The organism is Nocardia australiensis, assembly GCF_020733705.1.
Lineage (GTDB): Bacteria > Actinomycetota > Actinomycetes > Mycobacteriales > Mycobacteriaceae > Nocardia > Nocardia australiensis.
Genome location: NZ_JAJFZM010000001.1, coordinates 1 through 21,223 on the forward strand (window position 1 = coordinate 1; position 21,223 = coordinate 21,223).

29 protein-coding genes and 1 pseudogene are annotated in these 21,223 nt (G+C 65.8%); 8 read left to right on the forward strand and 22 right to left on the reverse strand.

Annotated features, from left to right (window positions below):
* Window positions 1-756: pseudogene (locus tag LKE06_RS00005) on the forward strand (MFS transporter); the annotation flags it as partial.
* A gap of 43 nt (window positions 757-799) precedes the next feature.
* Here the strand turns inward: LKE06_RS00005 and LKE06_RS00010 are convergent.
* From LKE06_RS00010 to LKE06_RS00045, 8 genes are all read right to left on the reverse strand, one after another.
* Window positions 800-1,189 (reverse strand): MmcQ/YjbR family DNA-binding protein, encoded by a 390-nt coding sequence (locus LKE06_RS00010; RefSeq protein WP_227995998.1) that lies wholly within the window; start codon window positions 1,187-1,189, stop codon window positions 800-802.
* Between the two features lie 27 nt (window positions 1,190-1,216).
* Window positions 1,217-1,918, reverse strand: coding sequence for a DsbA family protein (locus LKE06_RS00015; protein WP_227996000.1), 702 nt, complete (start codon window positions 1,916-1,918; stop codon window positions 1,217-1,219).
* 91 nt (window positions 1,919-2,009) lie between these two features.
* A complete protein-coding gene (locus LKE06_RS00020; RefSeq protein WP_227996002.1) occupies window positions 2,010-3,371 on the reverse strand; it encodes an MFS transporter in 1,362 nt (453 codons plus the stop codon).
* Window positions 3,364-5,004, reverse strand: a complete 1,641-nt coding sequence (gene pgm / locus LKE06_RS00025; protein ID WP_227996004.1) for a phosphoglucomutase (alpha-D-glucose-1,6-bisphosphate-dependent) — start codon at window positions 5,002-5,004, stop codon at window positions 3,364-3,366. Before pgm ends, LKE06_RS00020 begins: the two co-directional genes overlap by 8 nt.
* Before the next feature lie 47 nt (window positions 5,005-5,051).
* Window positions 5,052-5,414 (reverse strand): fluoride efflux transporter CrcB, encoded by a 363-nt coding sequence (crcB, locus tag LKE06_RS00030; RefSeq protein WP_227996006.1) that lies wholly within the window; start codon window positions 5,412-5,414, stop codon window positions 5,052-5,054.
* Entirely contained in the window at window positions 5,411-5,788 is a 378-nt protein-coding gene (locus LKE06_RS00035) for a DUF190 domain-containing protein (RefSeq protein ID WP_227996008.1), read from the reverse strand. The genes crcB (LKE06_RS00030) and LKE06_RS00035 overlap by 4 nt, the downstream gene beginning before the upstream one ends.
* Before the next feature lie 25 nt (window positions 5,789-5,813).
* Window positions 5,814-6,239: a fluoride efflux transporter CrcB gene (crcB, locus tag LKE06_RS00040; RefSeq protein WP_227996010.1), complete on the reverse strand. Its 426-nt coding sequence runs from the start codon at window positions 6,237-6,239 to the stop codon at window positions 5,814-5,816.
* 206 nt (window positions 6,240-6,445) lie between these two features.
* Window positions 6,446-7,945 (reverse strand): MFS transporter, encoded by a 1,500-nt coding sequence (locus LKE06_RS00045; protein ID WP_227996012.1) that lies wholly within the window; start codon window positions 7,943-7,945, stop codon window positions 6,446-6,448.
* 112 nt (window positions 7,946-8,057) lie between these two features.
* Between LKE06_RS00045 and LKE06_RS00050 the strand changes: the two genes are divergently transcribed.
* Entirely contained in the window at window positions 8,058-8,738 is a 681-nt protein-coding gene (locus LKE06_RS00050) for a TetR/AcrR family transcriptional regulator (RefSeq protein ID WP_227996014.1), read from the forward strand.
* 56 nt (window positions 8,739-8,794) lie between these two features.
* Window positions 8,795-10,090 (forward strand): D-arabinono-1,4-lactone oxidase, encoded by a 1,296-nt coding sequence (locus LKE06_RS00055; protein WP_227996016.1) that lies wholly within the window; start codon window positions 8,795-8,797, stop codon window positions 10,088-10,090.
* 20 nt (window positions 10,091-10,110) lie between these two features.
* On the opposite strand, the gene LKE06_RS00060 is transcribed toward LKE06_RS00055, so the two are convergent.
* The 9 genes from LKE06_RS00060 to LKE06_RS00100 form a co-directional block, all read right to left on the reverse strand.
* Entirely contained in the window at window positions 10,111-10,704 is a 594-nt protein-coding gene (locus LKE06_RS00060) for an Asp23/Gls24 family envelope stress response protein (protein WP_227996018.1), read from the reverse strand.
* A complete protein-coding gene (locus tag LKE06_RS00065) occupies window positions 10,701-11,267 on the reverse strand; it encodes a DUF6286 domain-containing protein (protein WP_227996020.1) in 567 nt (188 codons plus the stop codon). The genes LKE06_RS00060 and LKE06_RS00065 overlap by 4 nt, the downstream gene beginning before the upstream one ends.
* Entirely contained in the window at window positions 11,264-11,593 is a 330-nt protein-coding gene (locus LKE06_RS00070) for an Asp23/Gls24 family envelope stress response protein (protein ID WP_227996021.1), read from the reverse strand. Before LKE06_RS00070 ends, LKE06_RS00065 begins: the two co-directional genes overlap by 4 nt.
* Window positions 11,590-11,778, reverse strand: a complete 189-nt coding sequence (locus LKE06_RS00075) for a hypothetical protein (protein WP_227996023.1) — start codon at window positions 11,776-11,778, stop codon at window positions 11,590-11,592. The genes LKE06_RS00070 and LKE06_RS00075 overlap by 4 nt, the downstream gene beginning before the upstream one ends.
* A 28-nt stretch (window positions 11,779-11,806) precedes the next feature.
* Window positions 11,807-12,310 (reverse strand): Asp23/Gls24 family envelope stress response protein, encoded by a 504-nt coding sequence (locus LKE06_RS00080; protein WP_227996025.1) that lies wholly within the window; start codon window positions 12,308-12,310, stop codon window positions 11,807-11,809.
* Between the two features lie 90 nt (window positions 12,311-12,400).
* A complete protein-coding gene (locus LKE06_RS00085; protein WP_227996027.1) occupies window positions 12,401-12,751 on the reverse strand; it encodes a hypothetical protein in 351 nt (116 codons plus the stop codon).
* A complete protein-coding gene (locus tag LKE06_RS00090) occupies window positions 12,748-13,128 on the reverse strand; it encodes an Asp23/Gls24 family envelope stress response protein (protein WP_227996029.1) in 381 nt (126 codons plus the stop codon). Before LKE06_RS00090 ends, LKE06_RS00085 begins: the two co-directional genes overlap by 4 nt.
* Window positions 13,125-13,721 carry an anti-sigma factor family protein gene (locus LKE06_RS00095; protein WP_227996031.1) on the reverse strand — a complete coding sequence of 199 codons (597 nt, stop codon included), beginning with the start codon at window positions 13,719-13,721 and terminating at the stop codon, window positions 13,125-13,127. The genes LKE06_RS00090 and LKE06_RS00095 overlap by 4 nt, the downstream gene beginning before the upstream one ends.
* A complete protein-coding gene (locus LKE06_RS00100) occupies window positions 13,712-14,278 on the reverse strand; it encodes an RNA polymerase sigma factor (RefSeq protein ID WP_227996033.1) in 567 nt (188 codons plus the stop codon). Before LKE06_RS00100 ends, LKE06_RS00095 begins: the two co-directional genes overlap by 10 nt.
* A 209-nt stretch (window positions 14,279-14,487) precedes the next feature.
* Here LKE06_RS00100 and LKE06_RS00105 point away from each other — a divergent pair, with 209 nt between their 5' ends.
* The 3 genes from LKE06_RS00105 (at window position 14,488) to LKE06_RS00115 (ending at window position 15,817) form a co-directional block, all read left to right on the forward strand.
* The gene (locus tag LKE06_RS00105) at window positions 14,488-14,634 is read left to right on the forward strand and encodes a hypothetical protein (RefSeq protein ID WP_227996035.1); all 147 of its coding nucleotides are present in this window, start codon (window positions 14,488-14,490) and stop codon (window positions 14,632-14,634) included.
* Between the two features lie 300 nt (window positions 14,635-14,934).
* Window positions 14,935-15,348: an arsenate reductase ArsC gene (locus tag LKE06_RS00110; protein WP_227996037.1), complete on the forward strand. Its 414-nt coding sequence runs from the start codon at window positions 14,935-14,937 to the stop codon at window positions 15,346-15,348.
* A gap of 67 nt (window positions 15,349-15,415) precedes the next feature.
* Entirely contained in the window at window positions 15,416-15,817 is a 402-nt protein-coding gene (locus LKE06_RS00115) for a VOC family protein (RefSeq protein WP_227996039.1), read from the forward strand.
* Here LKE06_RS00115 and LKE06_RS32845 read toward each other — a convergent pair.
* On the reverse strand, window positions 15,807-16,520 hold the full coding sequence (locus tag LKE06_RS32845) for a helix-turn-helix domain-containing protein (protein ID WP_227996041.1): 714 nt from the start codon (window positions 16,518-16,520) through the stop codon (window positions 15,807-15,809). The genes LKE06_RS00115 and LKE06_RS32845 overlap by 11 nt on opposite strands.
* Before the next feature lie 77 nt (window positions 16,521-16,597).
* A complete protein-coding gene (locus tag LKE06_RS00125) occupies window positions 16,598-17,104 on the reverse strand; it encodes a hypothetical protein (RefSeq protein WP_227996043.1) in 507 nt (168 codons plus the stop codon).
* 277 nt (window positions 17,105-17,381) lie between these two features.
* Here LKE06_RS00125 and LKE06_RS00130 point away from each other — a divergent pair, with 277 nt between their 5' ends.
* Window positions 17,382-18,149 carry a dienelactone hydrolase family protein gene (locus LKE06_RS00130; RefSeq protein WP_227996045.1) on the forward strand — a complete coding sequence of 256 codons (768 nt, stop codon included), beginning with the start codon at window positions 17,382-17,384 and terminating at the stop codon, window positions 18,147-18,149.
* Entirely contained in the window at window positions 18,140-19,099 is a 960-nt protein-coding gene (locus LKE06_RS00135; protein WP_227996046.1) for a threonine/serine dehydratase, read from the forward strand. The genes LKE06_RS00130 and LKE06_RS00135 overlap by 10 nt, the downstream gene beginning before the upstream one ends.
* A gap of 19 nt (window positions 19,100-19,118) precedes the next feature.
* Here the strand turns inward: LKE06_RS00135 and LKE06_RS00140 are convergent, their stop codons facing one another.
* From LKE06_RS00140 to LKE06_RS00150, 3 genes are all read right to left on the reverse strand, one after another.
* A complete protein-coding gene (locus tag LKE06_RS00140) occupies window positions 19,119-19,409 on the reverse strand; it encodes a hypothetical protein (RefSeq protein WP_227999203.1) in 291 nt (96 codons plus the stop codon).
* Between the two features lie 173 nt (window positions 19,410-19,582).
* A complete protein-coding gene (locus LKE06_RS00145) occupies window positions 19,583-20,488 on the reverse strand; it encodes an NADP-dependent oxidoreductase (RefSeq protein WP_227996048.1) in 906 nt (301 codons plus the stop codon).
* 112 nt (window positions 20,489-20,600) lie between these two features.
* Window positions 20,601-21,218, reverse strand: coding sequence for a dihydrofolate reductase family protein (locus LKE06_RS00150; protein ID WP_227996049.1), 618 nt, complete (start codon window positions 21,216-21,218; stop codon window positions 20,601-20,603).
* Window positions 21,219-21,223: the final 5 nt, after the last annotated feature.

Sequence of the window (21,223 nt, forward strand, 5' to 3'; positions counted from 1 at the left end):
ACCCTGCGCGGTGTCGTAACCCTGGTGTTGTTCGGTTTGCTGCTGGTGGTCAATGCCGCCGGTCCGCTGGTCAATTACGGTCCCCGGTTGCAGGAAATCCAGCACGAATTCGGACCGCAACTGGCGACCATCCAACAGGTCGGCCCGGAAACCCTTGCGGCACTGAAAGCCGACCCCAACGACCCGGACACACAACTCACCGCATTGACGAAGCTCACCGGTGCGACGCCCGCCGAAATACAGACGACCATCGGACTCACTACGAAGTATCCGCAGGAGGTTGCGACCTTGCAGGCCATCGAGCCTGCCACCCTGGCCACACTCGCGGCCGATCCGGGCGACACGAATAACGGGCTCGCGGCGGTCGGGCAGGTGGCGAAGAAGTTCGGCATTCCGCCGGACCAGGCAATCGCCCGTTTGACCGCGGTCCAGCAGATACCGCCTGCCGATCTGGCGGTCGCCGCGAAGGTGGGACCCCAACTCACGCAGGCGACTTCGAAGCTACAGAGCGTCGGAACCATCCCCGCTGCGGATCAGTCCTACCTGGCCGAACACGCCACCGAGGTGCAGCGAGCTCAGGCCGATTCACCCGGCCAATGGAAGCTGTGGTGGTGGATCTGCCTGATCGCCCAGATCGCGTTCATACCGTTCGTCTTCCTGATGGCCGGGCATTGGAGCCCGAAGAAGGCGGCGGCTGCGGCCGCGGAGCATGACCGGCGAGTCGAGCGCGAGCTCGCCACGCTGCCAACCGATTAGGACGGGCCGGATCGGGCGGCGCCGTCGCCCGCCCGATCCGGCGTCAACTGCCGTTGTGGTAGACCTCGGCGAGACGTAGTGGGGCACAGGCCAACCAGCCGTCTTCGATCAGTTCATGCAGGACTTCTGGGGTGGTGGCGTCCAATTCGATGAGGACGGCGGCGTAGCCGTCGAAGTGCGGGATGGTGAATACGCCTGGGCGATCTTCGGCCAGGACAGCCTCTTTGTCGTTGAGGTCGGCCAGGCGGACCGCGATGATCGGTCCTTCGCGCGGTGGTATGTCACCGAATCGCTTGATGTCTGCCTTGCTGAACGGGCGTTCCCACGCAAAGGCTTTGCCTGCCACCGACCAGGTCCGATTGTCGTAGCGCAGGCCCTCGACGACCTCGGGTAGCCGTAAGGCATGCTTGGCCGCATCATCCAGGGTTGCCACACGTACGACGCTAGTCGATTCGAGAGCTCAGCGCGTCAGGTCGGCTACCCATTCCTCATTATTGACGTCGAGCTTCGACTGGCCGTCGAACGCCGAGGGCGTACTCGCACGACCATTGAGCAACTCATTCAGCCTGCCGAGAGCGACCTGAGCGTTCGCCCGGGCCGCATCGACCTTGGCGCCGCCGGAAATGCACTGCTGCACCTGCTCGGACGCGCCGGCTTCCCGCGCCACATCCGCGAGTTCGGCGTTGCTGAGATCAGCGCCGCCTTCGGTGGGCTGCTTGGTGGCGAACACCAGCTCATGGAATTTCGAGTACACCGGGCCCGAACCCGCTTCCGCCACGCATTCGTTCGCCGCGATGGCACGGGTGGAGTAGTCCTTGCTGGGCGACTTGGATTCCAGGAAGTTCACCAGGTGATAGCGAACGGCGAGCTTGCCCTCATCCTGCAACTGCGCGATCTCCTGACCGTGGATGCGCTCCATCGACCCGCATCCTGGGCACAACGGGTCCTCGTACACGTCGACCGTTTTCGCCGCGTCCGGGCGACCGACGAGGATCGCGCCGTCGGGCGCGAGCACCGCGACCACGGACGGATTGCGTACCGGCCCGTACCCGTCGTTGCGTGGTGCGGGCTCGCCTCGCCCCCATCGCATCGCCAGTATCACGATCACGGCGATGAGCACCACCGCCACGGCCCCGAGAGCGTAGGTGGTCTTGTTCGACATCGGCCGCGGAGTGTAGTTCGAACGCGATTGGCTCACCCGAGATACTCTGCCGCAACGCGCCGGGCCGAGTAGTGCCGGGTGCGGGCGGCGATCAGCGGACCCGGGCGTGCCCCGCGTCATCGGACGGACAATCACGGTCATCGGGGCCGCAGGACGTAGCAGCGCGATGCGCGAGCTGGTATTCGCCGTCGTCGCAAGGCGCGGCGCTCACCCCGCCGGTAGCGGTGGCTACTGCTCGGCGTCGCGATGGCTCCGGCATGAGCAGCCACACCAGTGCCGCGACGATGAGCAGCGCTCCGGTGACGGTGAAAGCGATTCCGTAGGAAACCCGTTGCGCCAGAGCACCTATCACAATCGGTCCGATGACCGTGCCGAGATCGGCAGCCATTTGGAAGCCGGCCAGTACCGGCCCGCCGCGCGCGTTCGGCCCGATGATGTCGGCGAGGGCCGCCTGTTGACTGGGGGTCAGCATCCCGGAGCCGACACCAGCCACCGCCGAGCCGACCAGCAGCCAGATCAGATTCGGTGCGAAGCCGAGCCCGATCGTGCCGACCGCGCAGACCAGCGATCCGACGATCAGGAACGGCCTGCGGCCCCAGCGGTCCGAGAGCCTGCCGGACGCGAACAGCACCGCGACATTTCCGGCCGCGAACACCGTCAGCGCGACACCCGCCATTCCCGGCGGCCGATGCAGCACCTCGACAACGAGCAACGGCACCAACGCCATTCGAACGCCGAAAACCGCCGCACCGTTGGCGAAATTCGACCACAGCACCGCACGGTATTCCAGTCGCGCCCAACCCTGCCGGAAGGTCATCACCCGTGCGGCACCGGTCGCTTCCGGCGCGGCCAGATGTGAATTGCGGAGGCTCAGATACACGGCGAAGGTGGCCGCGAGCAGCGCGATCATGTAGATGACGAACGGCGCACGCAATCCGAGCCCGGCCAGGACGCCACCGACCAGCGGCCCGCTCACCGAGCCGATCAGGAAGCTCGTCGACCACAGCCCCGACACTCGGCCACGCTGGGCGGGCGGCGACAATCGGATGACGAGCGCCAGCGAGGAAACGGTGAACATGGTCGATCCGATACCGCCGATCGAGCGCAGAACCAGCAGCTGCCAATAACTTTGGGCCAGCGCGCTCGCGCCCGTCGACACCGCGACGATCAGCAATCCGCTCAAATACACCGAACGCTCACCGAGCCGCTGCACCAGCCGCCCGCTCACCGGTGCGAACAGCAGCCGCATCAACGCGAACGTACTGATGATCGCCGAGGCCGCCGCCACACCGACGCCGAAACTGCGAGCGAATTGCGGCAATACCGGTGCGACCAGCCCGAAGCCGATGGCGATGACGAACGCGGCACCCACAAGCACCCAAATCTCGATGGGCAGCCGGAAGGATCGATCCGTGACGACGGGGCTATCGGATGCGATGGATCTACTACTCACCCGACAGCGCCTGCCCGACCATCTCCTCCGCGGCCGACTGCACCTGCGCCAGATGCTCGGCGCCGTGGAATGACTCCGCATAGATCTTGTATTTGTCCTCGGTCCCTGATGGACGTGCCGCGAACCAGGCGTTCTCGGTGGTTACCTTCAGCCCGCCGAGCGCGGCGCCATTGCCTCTTGCGCGGGTGAGCACAGCGGTAATGGGCTCGCCGCCGATCTCCTCGGTCTGGATCATGTCCGGCGTCAGCTTCGCCAGCCGCTCCTTTTGCGCGGTGGTGGCGGCGGCGTCGATCCGCGCGTAGGCCGGGCTGCCGTAGCGCCGTTCCAACTCCACATACCTGGCCGAGGGACTTTGTCCGGTGACCGCCGCGATCTCGGCGGCTAACAGTGCCAGCAGCAGGCCGTCCTTGTCGGTGGTCCACACTGTGCCGTCCATCCGCAGGAACGACGCGCCCGCACTCTCCTCACCGCCGAAAGCCAGGCTGCCACTGAATAATCCGGGCACGAACCATTTGAACCCGACCGGCACCTCATGCACGTCACGGCCGAGCACGCCGACCACCCGGTCGATCATCGACGACGTCACCACCGTCTTGCCGATCTTGGTCAGCGCGTCCCAGCCCATCCTGTTCGCGACCAGGTATTCGATGGCGACGGCGAGGAAATGGTTCGGGTTCATCAGGCCACCATCGGGGGTGACGATGCCGTGCCGGTCGGCGTCGGCGTCGTTGCCGGTGGAGATGTCGTAGTCGTCCTTGATCGCGATCAGCGACGCCATCGCATAGCGCGAGGACGGATCCATCCGGATCTTGCCGTCACTGTCGAGGGTCATGAACCGCCAGGTCGGATCGACGAACGGGTTGACGACCTCGAGCTCCAGGTCGTAACGCTGTCCGATCTCCTCCCAATAGTCGACGCTCGCACCGCCCATCGGGTCGGCACCGAGCCGAATGCCCGCACCACGAATAGCGTCCAGGTTCAATACATTCGGCAGGTCGGCGATGTAGTGGTCGAGATAGTCGTAGCGTTCGACGCTGGTCTCCAGCGCGTTGCGCAATGTGGTACGCCGGATGTCCGCCAGCCCGCCGCGTAGCAGTTCGTTGGCGCGCGCGGCGATGGCGTCGGTGGCGACGGTGTCGGCCGGCCCGCCGTGTGGCGGGTTGTATTTGAAGCCACCGTCGCGCGGCGGATTGTGCGACGGCGTCACCACGATTCCGTCGGCCTGATGCTTGGTGCCACCGCGATTGTGGCGCAGCACAGCGTGACTCAGTGCCGGCGTCGGGGTGTAGCGGTCACGGGCATCGATGATCGCGGTCACGTCGTTGGCGGCCAGCACCTCCAGGGCTGTGGTCCACGCGGGCTCGGACAGCGCGTGCGTATCCCTGGCCAGATACACCGGACCGGTGATGCCACGGGTGGCGCGATACTCGATGATCGCTTGCGTGATCGCGAGGATGTGGGCCTCGTTGAACGCGGTGTCCAGACTCGATCCCCGATGCCCGGAGGTACCGAAGGCCACCAGCTGGGCCGGATCCTGCGGATCCGGGATACGGCTGTAGTAAGCCGTCACCAGTTGTGCGATGTCCTCCAGGTCGGTGGGTCGCGCGGGGCGCCCGGCTCGATCATGGGCCATGCTCGGGGCTCCCTTCCGGATTGGCTGCGCCCGGCTCGTCATCAAAATCATGTCCACAACCAATGGGTCGCGGACGCAGCGGCGAAGACAGCGATCAGGCAGGCGATAACGCTGATTACGACGTTGCCGACGGCATAAGCGTAGGCGCCGTCGGCAACCAGCCTGATCGTCTCGTACCCGAAGGTGCTGAACGTGGTGAGCGCACCGCAGAAACCCGTTCCCGCAGCGGTAAGCAGCCAACTGTTCGCGCCCGCGCCGACCAGACCGCCGAGCAACGCCGAACCGACAATGTTAACGGTCAACGTCCCCACGGGCAGCAAAGATTCGAAACGTGCTGCGACAGCACGATCTACGAGGTATCGGGCGGGCGCCCCGAGCATCGCGCCGAGCGCGACGAGGACAACGTTCATCGACGCGCCTCCACACCCGACTGCCAGACCTCGACCTCCGACAGGACCACATTCACCGGGGCGAGCGCGTCGGCATTGTGTTCGACGAACTCGCGCAGGCGCGCGGACTCGTCGACGACCATCACCATCACGGGCAGGTGCTCGGCCAGATCCAGAATGCGACTGGTGTGGATACGCGAGGATGCGCCGTAGCCCTCGACTCCGCGCCACACACTGGCACCGGCCAGCCCCGCGTCGCGAGCCCGGCGCACGATCTCGTGGTAGAGGGGGCCGTGGCGCCATTTGTCGTCCTCGTCGAGCAAGACCGTCAATCGCCCCGCCGGCTTCCACTGTCCCGCCGTCGGACTCGCGCCTTCCGATGATGAATGACTCATCACATGGCCCCCTTCCGTCGTGTCGTCATGTCCGCCGTGCCGTTCCGGTCGCCCATCGCGCAACACTCATACCGAGCACGACCGCCAGCAGCGCCGCCACCACCGTGCCCCCCAGATAGCCGAGCGCGGCAACCGTGGCACCCGATTCGAGCAGTCTACGAATCTCGAGGCTATAGGTGGAGAAAGTGGTGAATCCGCCGAGCAGGCCGATACCGAGGAACGGGCGGAGCAGTCTGTGGGCTACCCATACATCGGTAATCAGAACCATCAAAATTCCGATCGCACAGCATCCCATGACGTTGATCGTGAACGTCGACCAGGGGACATGCCCCGGCCGCGGCGGCCACCACACGCCGAGGCCATAACGCAGCAGCGCGCCGATCATCCCGCCGACCGAGATCACCAGCAAAACCATGGGATCGATGGCCGGGGCCTGGGTCTGCTTCCCCATCTGCTGACCTCCTGCCGACCCGAATGCCACCAGCGCAATGCTATCGGTTCTCCCGCGCGGCGCGGTCGTCCGGGACAGCGCTGGGACCAACCGCACCGAACTCGCACGACAGGGCGGCGGGTCGGCGGCAGCAACCGTCTGGCAGCCGCCGGTACGGCACAACGCCCGCGCCGAAAGGACGCGGGCGTTGTGCCGTTCGAGATATCTCAGTGCGCGAGCACCGGTTCACCTTCCGCGGGTGCGGGCACCGTGTTCGGCATCAGCACCGCTATCAATGCGGCACCGGCGACGAAAATCGCGGTGGCCCACCAGAAGCTGGTCGTATAGCTCTCGACCGCGGCCTGTGCGACGGCCAGTGGGTCCGGCTGCCGGGTGGACAGGTAGTCGCTGGCGGCGGTCGCGGCGATAGTGCTCAGCAGAGCCGTGCCGATGGAACCGCCGACCTGCTGGCTGGTGTTGATCATCGCCGAGGCGACACCGGCGTCGTCATGGCCCACGCCTGCCGTCGCACCCTGGAAGGCGGTCGACATCGCACCACCGAGACCGAGGCCGAGCAGGATCAGTGCGGGCAGGATATGGGTGGCGTATCCGCTCCGCAGATCGAGCTGGGTCAGCCATGCCATGCCGACCGCCGCCACCAGGAACCCGGCGCTCACCGCGATCTTGGGCCCGATCCTGGGCAACAGCAGCGAGGGCACCATGGTCGAGGAAACGACCATGCCCGCGACCATCGGCAGGAAGGCCAGGCCCGTCTTGATCGGCGAGTACCCCATGCTCAACTGCATGTAGTAGGTCAGGAACAAGAAGATGGCGAACATTCCGATGCCCATGACGAACACGGTGAGGAACGACGCGCCCCTGGTCCGGTCCAGCACGATCCGCAGTGGGAGCAGCGGGTGCGCGACCCGGGTCTCCAGCACCACGAAGACCGCGAGCAACGCGGCGCCGCCGAACAGGAAGGCCAGGGTGGCCGGGTTGGTCCAACTCGTCGACTCGGCGTGGGAGAAGCCGTAGACGATGCCGAACAGTGCCGCCGTCACAACCACCGTGCCCGGGATATCGAGCTTGGGCCGTTCGGTGACGGTGTGCTTGGCAAGCAACAGCAGCGCGCCGACCAGCGCGACCGCCGCGAAGGCGAGGTTGACGAACATCACCCAGCGCCAGGACGCCCACTCGGTGAGCATGCCGCCCAGCAGCAGCCCGATGGCGCCGCCGGTACCGGCGACCGCACCGAATATTCCGAATGCCTTGGCCCGCTCCTTGGGTTCGGTGAAGGTGACCGTCAGCAGCGACAGCGCCGCCGGTGCCAGCAGCGCGCCGAACACGCCCTGCCCGATTCGAGCGGCGACGAGCATTTCGAAGCTGTTTGCCGCGCCACCGACGGCGGAGGCGCCCGCGAATCCGATCAGGCCGATGATGAAGGTATTACGGCGGCCGAAAAGGTCGCTGAGTCGCCCGCCGAGCAACAGTAGGCTGCCGAAGGCCAGCGCGTAGCCGGTAACCACCCACTGCCGGTCGCCGTCACTGAAGCCGAGATCTTGCTGCGCGGCGGGCAGTGCGATGTTCACTACAGTCGCGTCGAGCACCACCATCAGTTGAGCGACACCGAGGACGGCAAGGACCCACCAACGCAACGCGTGCGATCCCCGCTTGCGGCTATCTATTAATTCGGGGGCGGGTGCCCCACGGTCAGTTGCCGTAGTCATACTGTCCCCTTTGTATTAAGGCTTGATGCGGAGAACCCGCCTCCGCTTACGAAAAGAAGCTACCATGATAACGGAGGCAATGCCTCCGCTTAATCCCGATACTTGTTAGGATATGGGTGTGAATCACGCCACGGCCCTCTCTCCACCTCGGCGCCTGCGGGCGGACGCAGCACGCAATCAGCAACGAATCGTCGCCGCGGCACGCGAACTCTTCGCCGAACACGGTCTCGAAATCACCCTGGATGACGTCGCCGAACGCGCCGGTGTCGGTGTCGGTACCGTCTATCGACGCTTCGCCAATAAAAAAGAATTGATCGCCGAGGCCTTCGAGCAGAACATGACCGAGTTCGTCGAGGCCGCCGACGCCGCACAACGGCATCCAGACCCTTGGCAGGGACTCGTTCAGTTCTTCGAATACGCGTGCAGGCACCTGGCGACCAACCGCGGCTTCAGCGACGTGATGCTCGAGCTCGAGAACGATATGGAGCGTTTCGCCGCGATCCGCGATCGGCTCACGCCCATCGTGGCGGCCGTCATCAACCGCGCCCGCGCCGCGGGCACACTCGCACCCGACGTGCAGGGTACGGACTTCTTCGCCCTGATTCACATGGTCGACGGACTCGCTGAATTCTCCAGGCCGGTGAACCCGGACGCCTGGCAACGCTACATGGCGATAGCGCTCAATGGAGTACGCGCGGATTCCACGCCCCGTCAGCCGCTGACGGTTCCCCCGCTGACCGATGACGAGGTCGAACTCGCCAAGACCTATGCCTGCTCGGGCCGCAGAAGGTAACGCAAAAACCGGGACAAAGGTAGCGCTGGTCAGACACTTACCTTAATGTTGGACATATGACCAACTCGTGGGTGAACTGGGCCGGCGATCAACACTGCGCCCCGGCGACCATCGCCGCCCCGCGCAGCGCCGAGGAAGTGGCCGAAATCCTCGCCCGGTGCGGCGCGTCCGAGCAGACCGTGCGCGTGGCGGGCGCAGGGCATTCATTCACCGACACCGTGCTGACCGACGGCGTGCTCCTGAACCTGGCCGCCATGAATCGCGTCCTCGACGTCGACCGCACCACCGGACGCGTCCGGGTCGAAGCGGGCATCACCCTCAATGCGGCGAGCAACGCGCTGCACCCGCACGGGCTGGCGTTTCCCAACCTCGGCGACATCGACGTGCAGACCGTCGCGGGCGCCACCGCAACCGGCACCCATGGCACCGGTGCCACACTGCAAAACCTTTCGGCCGCACTGCATTCCATCGAACTGATGCTCGCCGACGGCAGCCGGGTGGAACTGAATGCCGAAACCGATCCGGACGGATGGCGTGCGGCACGGATCGGCCTCGGCGCACTCGGCATCGTCACCGCTGCCACCCTGCAACTGGTTCCGTCGTTCGTGCTCGAAGGCATCGAGCGACCGGTCGCGGTGGAAGACGTACTGGCCGACCTGGATTCGTATGTCGACGGCAACGAACACTTCGAGTTCTACATGTTCGCCCACAGCCCGCTGGCCATGACCAAACGCAACAACACCGCCGATCTACCGGAACAACCACGCGCGAAGGCCGTCGACTGGTTCGCCGATATCCTCATGTCCAACTACATGTTCGACGCGCTGTGCCGGGTCGGCAAACGACGGCCCGGCCTGGTGCCGTGGATCCATCGAGGCGCGGCCTACGCCGGCAGCTACCGCAGACAGGTGGACCGCTCCTACCGAGTGTTCGCCTCCCCCCGCCTGATTCGCTTCACCGAGATGGAATACGCCATCCCACGCGAACACTCGGTGGCCGCGATCCGCGAAATCAAGGAACTGTCCAAGCAGTTCGATACACCGATGCCGATCGAGGTGCGCTGGGTCGCCCCGGACGACGCCTTCCTCTCCCCCGCGGGCGGTCGCGACACCTGCTACATCGCGGTGCACCAATACCGCGGCATGGACTACGAACCGTATTTCCGTGCCTGCGAAGCGGTTTTCGACCGCTACAACGGCCGACCACACTGGGGTAAACGCCATTTCCAAACCGCCGAGACGCTGCGGCAGCGCTACCCGGATTGGGATCGTTTCGCCGAAGTCCGCCGCCGCTTCGACCCCAAGGGGCGATTCAGCAACGCATACCTGGACCGCGTGCTCGGTAGCGTCTGATCCTCAGGTGGGCGGTTCACTCAGTGGACGCGCGCGGTTTGTTGTTCTGCCGCCGGGCGCTTTTCGTCGGCGAATCGCAGCTCCATTGTCACCGGAATGACCTCAACTTCCAGCGCCTCCCGCAGCCGCGTAACCGCGTGGCCGAGAATGTGGCGGCGCAACTCCGGTAGGTCGGCATCCAACTCGGCCGTCACCACAAGATGCAGCTCGGGGGTCCAGCGGGCGCCTGCCAGCCAGGCCGACGCCGATCGCACGCCCTCGTAGCTTTCGATATCGACAACGACCGGCGCTGCCGCGGTCGAAGATTCGAGCAGGGTCGCCCCCGCCGACTTTTCGGTGGTGAGCTGCCAGGTCACCGTACGCGGCATCCGGAAAAGCTGGGCAATCAACCAGCGCAGACACAGTAGGCCGATCAGCACCGCGCAGGCCACCGCCGCCCACAGCACCCAGGTCGGCGGTGCGGCGGTGCCGGGGACCAGCGTCCGGCCCTCGTCCACCCACGCCAATCTGCCGTAGTGCGCGGCAATGGCCAGCCCGCCCGCGGCGAGCAGCAGCAGCCCGGTCAACCCGATCACGGTTCGGTTCACGGTGGCCGGGCGATTGATACGGCTCATCGCAGCGAGCCTTTCTTCGAAATTCGCGAGTTCTTCGAAGGTTTCGCGGTATGTAGCGCGGCCCGCACCCGTTGGGCCTGCTCGGGCGCGAGTTCGTGCACACGGCGGGTGACCGCCTCGCACACCTCTTCGGCAAGGCCGGCGGCATCGGTTCGATCGGTACCTGCCGATATCTTGACCGCTTTGCGCCGCAACCGAACCCGCGCCGTGCGCACCCCCTCGACGGAGCTCGCCGTGTGACGCAGCGCCGCGTGTAGACCGGCGCGGGTCAATCCGGCGTGTATTCCCTCCTCGGCCGCCATCGGCAGCACGACCGGACGGCCTGGCACCAGCGCCACCACCAGCAACACCACACCGATAACCATCGCCACCACTCCGGCGGCAAGCACCGGCGCCTCGTTCCAGGTCAGACCGTGCAGCTCGTCGGCAACACGGTCGTAGGAGACGAATTCGTGTACGCCAACCAGTTTTTGAACGAGCGAGACCACCACCGCGACACTCGCCGCCAACAGCACCAGCGCGAGCACGATCGCGGGCACGGCGCGGCGCGGCCTGCGAATCATCGACCGCTCCGGTGGGTGGCGTCCGAGTTCAACGCCGACACCACAATGTCGACCCTGCTCACCGCGAGCTCCGTGAGTTCGGCGGTGCGCTGGACCAGATGCTCGCGACACGCCTCGGACACCCCGGCGATCGGCGATGGATAGTGCACGGGCAGCCGCACATCCAGTGCGGCGTGCGCACCGGTGACATCGGCGTCCACCTGCACGTCCGCGCCGACTCCTGCCACCTCACGAGCCGCCTGCGCCGCTATCCGGCGCACCGCGCGCCTGGCCACCGTGGTCTCACCGCGCGACTCCACCTCGGCGATTTCGACCGCCGTGGTCATCGCTTGCCCTTCTGCTGTGCCGAGCGAATCAATCCGGACAGGTCGAGCTCACCGTCGAGCCACCGCCCGATGAGCAGCCCGAGCGCGGCGAACACCAGCACGATGGTGAAGGCGCCGAATCCGCCGAAGGCGCCGGCGAACCCGAGCGCCAATCCGATGGCCAGACAAATCTGGGTGGCGTTCACGACGGTCTCCTCTGCTCTAAATCGCTTGCTACACCACGCGGCTGGGAACGGCGGTCGACGATTCGTCGTCGTCCTCACCCGGGATGTACACGTCGTTGATGTTGATATTGACCTCGACCACTTCCAGCCCGGTCATCTGCTCGATCGCGGTGATCACATTGCGGCGCACCGCGCGCGCCAATTCGGCGATGGCGACGCCGTATTCGACGACCAGCTCCAAATCGACCGCAGCCTGCGTCTCGCCGATCTCGACCGAAACACCCTGTCCGATACTGGCCGACGCGCCGGGGATGCGGTCGCGGATCGCGCCGAACGCCCGCGCCGCGCCGCCACCCAGATTGTGTACGCCGCGCACTTCACGGGCGGCGAGCCCGGCGACCTTCTGTACTACGATATCGGCGATGGTGGTGGTGCCCTGGGCGGTCACCAGTCCAGTGTCCTTCTTGGCGGGCGCGGCGTCGGTGCGGCCCACAGTCTGCTCACCAGCGGCCGTCTTTTCGTTCACCTGCACGTTGCCGGTGGTCGGGGTCATGGTTCCTCCTGATTTACATTGGGATACAGCGGATATCGAGCCTTCGTCGGTGTCGACACCGGTATCGAGCCGATCGTCACGGTCGAACATTTATGATCCAGGTAGTCCTCCTGACGCGAAGGCCGCCGCATCGAGTTCGGCGACTACCAACCGCAATGATGCTCGGGCCCAGTCAGTTTCGGCGAGCGCTGCCCGAATCGCAGTGGTTGCGTGCGCGAGCAGCGGCGGCAGCGGCAACGCGGATGCCACCAACCGGACCACTACCTCGGAGGCGACGAGATCGATGGCATAGCTCCTGGCATCGCTCGGCCACCAGGCCGAGTTCGCCGGGCCGACCGGTGTCGCGGGGCGCAGCCCGTCGATCGACTCGATCGCATTGATGATCGCCTCGATGATCTCGCCCTGAGCTGATACCCGCATCGCGTTCACTTCCACCGTCATGACGTTCGCTCCGGCTCGATATCGAGGATCACGACAGACACCGCGTCCACTGCCTGCCCCGTCTGCTCGAGCACCGCGCCAGCGACCCGCTGCTGTACCGCCCTGCCCACCTCGGCCGCGTGCGTACCCGCAGCGATGACCACATCGATATCGATATTGAGCACCCCGCTCGTGGTCCTGCGCACGCGAACTCCTTCCGACGGCGCCGGATCCATGTCGGTCCAGCGTTGCCTGCCGGCCCGCACCATTGTGGTGAACAGACCGCGTACTCCTGCCTCGAGGCGCACCACACCGGTGGTGGCCGCCGCGGCCCAGGCGGCCACGGCGGCCACCACCGGCGCTTCGATGACTGTGACCGATGCCGGGGTCTCGGTCATGGCTTGCCCTCCGAGTTGTCTTCGTACACATCGGCAACCGTGAGATCCAGGTTCTGCATGACCAGCCCGACTCGCGCACTCAACGCCGTGGCGACTCGTTCCCGGATGACAGTCAGCGCCTCGCTCACCCGGGTCGCGCCGAACTGGACCGCGACAGCGAGGGTCACCTCGACCAGCCGCTCGCCGTTCGGCCCGGTCCCCACGCCGCGCACCCGGCAACGCCTGGCTCGCACGCCGGGCACCGAGTCCGCCGCATAACGCAGCACAGCCGCGACAGCCTGCTCACTGATTTCGACCGTGCCGGGCAGCGGCGTAGACAGGCTCAGTGTCCGACCGCGCCGAACCTCCGCCCGGACCGCGAACATGATGCGGCCGACCAGGTCCGGTGGCGTCGGTTCGGGTTCATCGATCAGCTCCCTGGTCGCCGCGCGCAGCGCCAGCAGGCTGTCGCGCGCGTCGCGGCAGTGTGGGCAGGTCGCCTCGTGTTCGTCGCCTTGCCCCGCCTCGACCGCGTCGAGGCGTTCCCAGACCTGTTCGAGCGCGCGGCCGCAGGGCAGCGTGTAATCCTGTTCTGTCGTTTCGTTCACTGCCATGGCTTCATCACCTCGGACAATTGGGCTCGCGCCCTGGCTATGCGGCCACGCACCGCAGTGACGCTCACGGCGACGATGGCACCGATCTCCTCGTAGGACAGTCCGTGCACTTCGCGCAGCAGCCAGCACGCCCGCTGCTCGGGCGTCAATTCTTGTAGCGCGATATTCAGCGCCTCCATTTGTGTACTGACCTGAACCGCGTGGTCGGGTCTGATGTCGGCACGCGGCGATTCGGCCGTGTCCAGGTCCAGCTCGACCTTCGGGCGACGCGCACGAATCACGTTCAGACAGCGGTTGGTCGTCATCCGGTACAGCCAGCCGACGAACGCGGCGTCGTCGGCAAGCTGGTGCAGCCTGCGCCACGCGGTGAGGAAGACCTCCTGCACCACATCCTCGGCTTCGACCCGATCGGCGAGCATCTTCGAGGCGAGACGGAACATCTGCCCCTGGTAGCGCTGCACCAACTGCTCGAACGCCCGCACATCGCCGTCACGGACCCGACTGACCAGGGTCGCGTCATCCGGCGGGGTCGCGAGCGCCGACTGTGTCGTGGTCACACCCACCTCCTCCACCGCTCAACGAATGGACACCGGGGATCGGCATTCGTCACGTTTAATTATTGCGTGATCGTTGTCTCAATGGTTGCCACACGCGGATTCACTTACCACCGTGTCAGGCATTGACGAGCGCCGGTAGCGCTCCAGGCGCGGTCTCGACGCGACGATGAAACGAGAGAGTATTACTCTCAATATCTCACTCATAATGAATGAGGCCGAGCTCGGGTGGGCTGATCGGCCGCACCATGCCGCTACTACCGGAACGCCTGCGCTACTTCCCGATCGCCTACGAGGCGCGCCGCCTGGAGCGCGACCGCGCACGGCTGCGCAAGATCATCGACCTGCGTCCCATATGAGGTCGCCGTTTTACGTATGTACCGAACGGCGGCGAGCATCGCGACCTCCGGGTCAACTAGGGTGATTCTCTAAGCGCTGCAACGACTCTCGGGCCTGAGACCGATCGCTGTCCGCCCCGTTTCGCGGTCGGCTGGTAACGAATACCCGCCCACCCCTGGTATACGTATGACTCATACTACGGCGGGCGAATCGGCGCCCCGACCGGCTCGAACCGCCCGCATCGTCAACGTACACCCAGCAAACGCCCGACCCGCGTCCAGCAACGCACAGATTCACCCAGTTGAAAGGTATTCCCGCACATGGCTCACAAGCCCAGCGTGCTGTTGGTCTGCGTACATAATGCGGGCCGGTCGCAGATGGCCGCCGGATTCCTCAGCGCGCTCGCCGGTGACCGCATCGAGGTCAGGTCCGCAGGCAGCACGCCTGCCGAGACCTTGAACCCGGCGGCGGTAACCGCAATGGCCGAGGTGGGGATAGATATTTCCGACCAGGCGCCGAAGCCGCTCACGATCGACGCGGTGGCAATATCCGATGTCGTGGTCACCATGGGATGCGGCGATGCCTGTCCGTTCTTCCCTGGCATCAGCTACCGCGACTGGGTGCTGCCCGATCCCTCAGGCGAGGACATCTCCATCGTGCGCTCGATCCGCGACCGGACTCGCATACTCGTGGAAAACCTCATCGCCGAGCTACTTCCGGCCACCGCGAGCTGAACTGCCGGCTCGGCGGTTGTCCGATTTGTTCAAGACCCATCGCTCCGGCGAGTCTTACGCTGCGGATATGACTCCACAACTCGACTTCATCGGCATCGTGGTCAGCGATATGGCCGCCTCGGTCGGCTTCTACCGGCGCCTCGGATTGGATTTCCCGGAAGGCGCCGAGAACGAACAACATGTCGAAGCCACCATCACGGGCGGTATGCGAGTCGCGTTCGATACCGAAGCGGTGGTCACCTCGTTCCATCCCGATTGGCAGCCGCCGACCTCGGCGGGCCGGACCGCACTCGCCTTCCGCTGCGCCGAACCGGCCGAGGTCGACCGGGTATTCACCGAATTGGTCGACGCCGGCTATCACGGTGAGCTGAAACCATGGGATGCCGTATGGGGACAGCGGTATGCCTCGATCAAGGACCCGGACGGCAATGGCGTCGACCTCTACGCGCCGCTTCCGGCTACCGAGTGAGCAACTCGCGCAACGGCATTCCGGCGAGTTCGCGTACGTCACGAGCGAGGTGGGCCTGGTCGGCGTAGCCGGTGCGGGCGGCGGTATCTGCCAGCGGCGTACCCGCGCGTGCGACCGCGAGCGCCCGCTGCATGCGCAACACCCGCGCCAGCGTCTTGGGCCCATACCCGAAGGCGGTCAGCGACCGGCGGTGCAGTAGGCGGGCGCCGAGACCGACCGCCTCGGCGGTCTCCGCCACCGACCGGCCCGAATCCAGCGCGGCGACGATCTGCCGCAGCATCGGGTCGGAAGGTTCGGTCCCGCTCGCCCGCCGCAGCGCCACCGCCTCGAGCGCGGCGGCCTTGTCGTCTGCCGCGCTGACCTGCTCGGTGAGCAGCCGCACCGTTGCCGAGGGCCAAATGTCCGCGAGATCGATTCGCCGGTCACGTAATTCGTGTGCGGGCACCCCGAGCAACGCGGGCGCGGTGCCCGGAAAGAAACGAATACCCGCGAACCGTGTCCCCGCCGGTGCGGCGGGCTGATGGGCGGTGGTGTCCGGTCCGGCGATCGTCAGCGTGCCGTCGGTCCACAGCAGGTCGATACATCCGTCGGGCAATACCGGCAGACCGAGATCGTCCCGGCCGACGGTGCGCGTCCACACGACCGCACCGTCGAATCGCGACGGCCGCTCGCGGTAACTCCACGCCGCTATAACCTCGACCACAATCCGAGGCTACCGGCCGCCACCGTCATCGCCGGCGGCCCCGGCCTCGCAGCGCCCGACAACCTCCGAGGCGTGACTCACTGTGGGCTCAGGCCGCGCGGCACCACTCGGATTTCCTGCTTGCCGGAAACAGGGGCGGCCGGGTCGGGTGTTTTGCAGCCGACGGTGACTTCGGCGGCGGGCGGTGACGAAAACGTCCAAATGGTGAGCCAATCACTACCCGCGATTGATTCCCGTTTCTTCACGTCCGAGGAACGCAGATCTTCGTTTCTTCCGGTGCTATCGGTTACCGCGCAGCGTACGCTCGATACCGCCGATCCCCACTCGGCGGGCACCTTGATATCCATGACCGCATCGGCCGGTACGACCACCATTTTGGTTTCCCCGAGCGTAATCCGCACCCCACCATCGGATTCCCGGACCTCGCTCGGCGCAGCGGCCGTCGTCTCCGAATTCGCTGCCGGGGCAGTGGTAGCTGGCGAGGCAACTGTCGATGTCACTGCCGCAGTCGATGATTTGCCGTCGGAGCACCCCGACACGGCCGCGACCGCCAGCGCGGGCGCCGCCATCCAGATCAGTTTCACAGGTCAACCTCTCTTCGCGCCCATTCACCAGGCGTCGGTATGGATCAGCGATCGAACAGAGCATGACAACTTCTCAGACGAACGGAGACTACATTGCGTAAAATCGGGCAATTTATCCGCAAATGGAATGCGGGCGAGCGGTTTCGACTGCGCTGATCGTCACCGGCCGATCACCGGCGGGTCGGTCGGACAGCGCGAGCTAAGATCATGCTGGCTCCACGGGCACCATTGGGGCGCTGGAGTCACCGCCCGCCGCCAGAATATTTGGAGGACGCCGATGCCGTTGCCGGTCATTTTCGAGACCCTCGACCTTCCCGCATCCGATGGCGCCGCCGACTCCTATTTCGCTCGCCCCGATGACGGCCGCGCCCATCCCGGCCTGCTGTTGTTCATGGATGCGTACGGACTGCGTCCAGTGTTGCGCGACATCGTGGAAACCATTGCCGCACAGGGATTCACCGTGCTGGCACCGAATATTTTCTATCGGTCCGGCCGGGCGCCGCTGCTGCCGCTGCCCGCCCCGGACAATATGAATGGCCACGCCGAGTTCTTCGCCGCCATCGGTCCGGCGCGACACGCACTGACCGGCGAGAAAGCGCTACAGGACGCGAAGTCCTATCTCGACTGGTTGAGTGCGTCGGAGTTCGTGACATCGGGCGCACTGGCCGTGTCGGGTTACTGCATGGGCGGCCGGCTCGCCTTACGCACAGCAGGCACGTTCGGCGATCGAGTGACGGTCGCGGCGAGTTTCCATGGCGGACGTCTGGCCGAGGCCGAGGACCCGACCAGCCCACATCACGCCGCCGAACACGTCAGCGCGGAACTGTTCATCGCGCACGCCGATCATGACGCGTCTATGCCGCCGGACAAGATCGGCTTGCTCGAGCGCGCTCTCGATGACGCCGGAACGAAATACACCTCGGTGGTCTATCGAAACGCACGGCACGGATTCACGATGCGCGACACCCCGGCATACGACGAGGCCGCCTACCAACGGCACTTGCGTGACCTGTTCGCGCTGCTGGAGCGAGCGCGATGGACCTGACCTATCGCGACATCAAGGCCGCGGCCGGCCGGGTCGCCGGTCAGGTTCGGCCGATCACCCTCGCTCCCGCCGACCCTCCGGATTCCGGCGGCGAGCTGTGGTTCGCGCTCGAATTCCTGCAGCATACCGGCACATTCAAGGCCCGAGGCGCGCAGAATTTCATCCAGGCGCACCGCGAGGACGACACGCTGCCCGAGGCGGGGGTGACGATCGCCTCCGGCGGAAACGCGGGGCTGGCGTGCGCGTGGGCGGCGCGGCAGCAAGGTGTTCGGGCAACGGTGTTCCTGCCGACCACCGCGCCAACGGTAAAGGTCGACAGGTTACGTGGTTACGGCGCACAGGTGCGGCTGGTCGGCGACGAGTACGCCGATGCCCTCGCGGCTTGCGCGGACTATGCCGAAACCAGTGGAGCGTTACCGTCGCACGCCTACGACAATCCGCTCATCGCCGCCGGCGCCGGCACGCTGATGGAGGAGATTCACCGGCAACTGCCGCGCCTGGACACCATTGTCGTCGCGGTCGGTGGCGGTGGACTGTTCGCCGGAATCGCGACGGCCGCAGATTATTACGGTGTCCGCACGGTGGCGGTCGAGCCGGAACGCTGCAGGTCGCTCAACGCCGCGATCGAGGCCGGGCGTGTTGTGGACACGCCAGTGGATTCCATCGCCGCCGATTCCCTCGGTGCCAGGCGCGTCACGCCGCTGGCCTTACACGCCGCGCAGCATTACAACGTGCGGTCAATGCTGGTCTCCGACAATGAGATCATCGCCGCCCGACGCGCGCTGTGGCACGATCGGCGGCTCGCCGTCGAGCACGCGGCGGCCACGGCGCTGGCAGTGTTGACCAATGACGACCAGCGCCCGGACCTGACCTACCGGTTCGAACCGGGCGAAAAGGTATGCGTGGTCCTGTGCGGTGCGAATACCGACCCGTCCGATCTGACGAACTAGATCGGCACCGGGCCGCCTGCTATGTGCCGACCACCGCGTTCATGATGGTGCCCGCGCTGGTCGCCACCACACCGCCGATCATGGCTCCCGCCACCATCTTCGGCGATTGCAGACCGCCGCCGCTCCACTTCTCCCAGGCGAATCGGCCGCCCGCGTACATGATCGCGCCGACACCCGACAGCAGCACGAACCACGTCAGGTAGCGGACCATCTGCATGATCTTGTCCGAGATCGGCGGCGCCTCCGGTGTCGGATTGCCCATCTGCGCGAGGACAGTTCCGTACATGTCATGTGCCGCAGCGAGAATCATGCTCACAGTCGAACCCCTCTTCGGATGCCAATAGCTTCACGCTTGGACGGACAGAGTCCGGCCACCGCCTAGCTAAATGATAGCGGGTCTGAGAAAGATTGCGCAGCAACCGGATTCATCCCGCATACACCGAGCCTCGAATAACTGGCGCAGCACCGCGTGTCACTCGCTCGTCAGTCGATGGTCACGACGACCTTGCCTCGCCCCCGACCCGCTTCGCTTTCCTGCTGGGCGGCGGCGGCCTGCTCCAGGGGGAAGGTGCGGGCGGCACCGGGCAGACGGAATTCGCCACTGACAATGCCCTCGGCGACCCTTTCGGCCAGTTCGACAGGACGCTGGGAGCCCGCGCTGGTGAAGCGGACGTTGAACTCGGCGGCGGCCGGATCGGCGATGGTCACGATGCGGTCGGTGCCGCCGCGCAGCTCGATGGCCGCGGGCAGCACGCCATGGCCCGCCGCGTCGAATACCGCGTCGATACCGTTAGGGGCCACGGCGCGCACTCGGTCAGCGACACCGGCACCGTAGGTGGTCGGGGTGGCGCCCAGGGAGCGCACGGCGTCCTGGTTGGCCTGCGACGCGGTGCCGATCACGGTGACACCGGCGGCGACGGCCAGTTGTACCGCCATCGATCCCACCGCACCCGCGGCACCGTTGACCAGCAGAGTTTCACCGGGCCGCAGCTCCAACTCCCGCAGCACCGTATCCGCGGTCGATACCGCGACCGGCAGAGCTACCGCATCCACCCAGGCCAGTCCGGCCGGTTTACGCGCCACCGCGGTGCATATCGCGAACTCGGCGTAACCGCCTTGTGCCCAACCGAATACCTCGTCACCGGCCGCCACGTCCGAAACCCCGGACCCAACCGCGTCGACGACACCCGCGACCTCGACACCGGGATACTGCGGGAACGACGGAGTACCGAAACTCAGTGCGCCGGAACGGATCTTCCAATCGGCCGGGTTGATACCCGCGGCGCGAACCGCGACACGAACCTCACCCTCACCCGGCTCGGGCGCGGGGATGTCAACGATCTTCAGCACCTCGGGACCACCGAACTCGTTGAACGCAATAGCCTTCATCTGGCCTCCCAGTCTCCGGTTGTCCTCACAGACACCCTAAGCCGACGCCACAACCCGGTCCACCCCACCGGGACCGGGTTGACATCACGACGGGTCTACCGAAGCGCTGCGTTCACTGATCACCTTGCGGCAGATTGACTTTCGCGTTCTCGTAGGTACCACTCATCGCCGAATCGGCAAGTGCGTAAACCAGGTTCAGCACACCGGTTTCAAAGGTCCGCGCGGAGACCAGGCGCAGTGGAAGCGGAGTGTCGGCCGCCTCGAACAGCCGCATCCCCTGGCGGACGGCGATGGGATGGACGAGCAGATGCAGTTCGTCGAGCAGGCCCGCTTCCAGCAACTGCCGGACAATAGAGACCGATCCGCTCATCGCGATATCGGTAGCACCAGGCTCATTCTTCAGCGCCGTCACCGACTCGATGAGATCGCCCTTCAACTGCTCGGAGTTGCGCCAGGTGAACGTCAGATCCTGGTTCGACACCACAATCTTGCGGGCATCGCCGAGCGTCTTGCCCATCTCGGCATCTTCCGCACCCGCCAATTCCCGATCCGGCCAGGCCCCCGCGAAGCTGTCGTAGGTCTTGCGTCCGAGCAGCAGGGTGTCGGCACTGCCGAGTTGCGCGCCGACAGCCGCGCCCATCTCGTCGTTGAAGTACGGAAAGTGCCAGCCCTGCGGGTCCTCGACCACCCCGTCGAGCGAGATGAACAGGCCAGCGGTGATCTTCCTCATGTACG

What these genes read in the sequence shown, in the direction of transcription:
- LKE06_RS00095 (WP_227996031.1), bottom strand. Translation starts at nt 13,721, where the DNA reads ATGGCAGTGAACGAAACGACAGAACAGGATTACACGCTGCCCTGCGGC.
- pgm (WP_227996004.1), bottom strand. Translation starts at nt 5,004, where the DNA reads ATGGCCCATGATCGAGCCGGGCGCCCCGCGCGACCCACCGACCTGGAG.
- LKE06_RS00045 (WP_227996012.1), bottom strand. Translation starts at nt 7,945, where the DNA reads ATGACTACGGCAACTGACCGTGGGGCACCCGCCCCCGAATTAATAGAT.
- LKE06_RS00055 (WP_227996016.1), top strand. Translation starts at nt 8,795, where the DNA reads ATGACCAACTCGTGGGTGAACTGGGCCGGCGATCAACACTGCGCCCCG.
- LKE06_RS00150 (WP_227996049.1), bottom strand. Translation starts at nt 21,218, where the DNA reads ATGAGGAAGATCACCGCTGGCCTGTTCATCTCGCTCGACGGGGTGGTC.
- LKE06_RS00035 (WP_227996008.1), bottom strand. Translation starts at nt 5,788, where the DNA reads ATGAGTCATTCATCATCGGAAGGCGCGAGTCCGACGGCGGGACAGTGG.
- crcB (WP_227996006.1), bottom strand. Translation starts at nt 5,414, where the DNA reads ATGAACGTTGTCCTCGTCGCGCTCGGCGCGATGCTCGGGGCGCCCGCC.
- LKE06_RS00060 (WP_227996018.1), bottom strand. Translation starts at nt 10,704, where the DNA reads ATGAGCCGTATCAATCGCCCGGCCACCGTGAACCGAACCGTGATCGGG.
- LKE06_RS00085 (WP_227996027.1), bottom strand. Translation starts at nt 12,751, where the DNA reads ATGACGGTGGAAGTGAACGCGATGCGGGTATCAGCTCAGGGCGAGATC.
- LKE06_RS00080 (WP_227996025.1), bottom strand. Translation starts at nt 12,310, where the DNA reads ATGACCCCGACCACCGGCAACGTGCAGGTGAACGAAAAGACGGCCGCT.
- LKE06_RS00115 (WP_227996039.1), top strand. Translation starts at nt 15,416, where the DNA reads ATGACTCCACAACTCGACTTCATCGGCATCGTGGTCAGCGATATGGCC.
- LKE06_RS00065 (WP_227996020.1), bottom strand. Translation starts at nt 11,267, where the DNA reads ATGATTCGCAGGCCGCGCCGCGCCGTGCCCGCGATCGTGCTCGCGCTG.
- LKE06_RS00070 (WP_227996021.1), bottom strand. Translation starts at nt 11,593, where the DNA reads ATGACCACGGCGGTCGAAATCGCCGAGGTGGAGTCGCGCGGTGAGACC.
- crcB (WP_227996010.1), bottom strand. Translation starts at nt 6,239, where the DNA reads ATGGGGAAGCAGACCCAGGCCCCGGCCATCGATCCCATGGTTTTGCTG.
- LKE06_RS00140 (WP_227999203.1), bottom strand. Translation starts at nt 19,409, where the DNA reads ATGATTCTCGCTGCGGCACATGACATGTACGGAACTGTCCTCGCGCAG.
- LKE06_RS00145 (WP_227996048.1), bottom strand. Translation starts at nt 20,488, where the DNA reads ATGAAGGCTATTGCGTTCAACGAGTTCGGTGGTCCCGAGGTGCTGAAG.
- LKE06_RS00050 (WP_227996014.1), top strand. Translation starts at nt 8,058, where the DNA reads ATGGGTGTGAATCACGCCACGGCCCTCTCTCCACCTCGGCGCCTGCGG.
- LKE06_RS00015 (WP_227996000.1), bottom strand. Translation starts at nt 1,918, where the DNA reads ATGTCGAACAAGACCACCTACGCTCTCGGGGCCGTGGCGGTGGTGCTC.
- LKE06_RS00110 (WP_227996037.1), top strand. Translation starts at nt 14,935, where the DNA reads ATGGCTCACAAGCCCAGCGTGCTGTTGGTCTGCGTACATAATGCGGGC.
- LKE06_RS00090 (WP_227996029.1), bottom strand. Translation starts at nt 13,128, where the DNA reads ATGACCGAGACCCCGGCATCGGTCACAGTCATCGAAGCGCCGGTGGTG.
- LKE06_RS00135 (WP_227996046.1), top strand. Translation starts at nt 18,140, where the DNA reads ATGGACCTGACCTATCGCGACATCAAGGCCGCGGCCGGCCGGGTCGCC.
- LKE06_RS00130 (WP_227996045.1), top strand. Translation starts at nt 17,382, where the DNA reads ATGCCGTTGCCGGTCATTTTCGAGACCCTCGACCTTCCCGCATCCGAT.
- LKE06_RS00105 (WP_227996035.1), top strand. Translation starts at nt 14,488, where the DNA reads ATGAGGCCGAGCTCGGGTGGGCTGATCGGCCGCACCATGCCGCTACTA.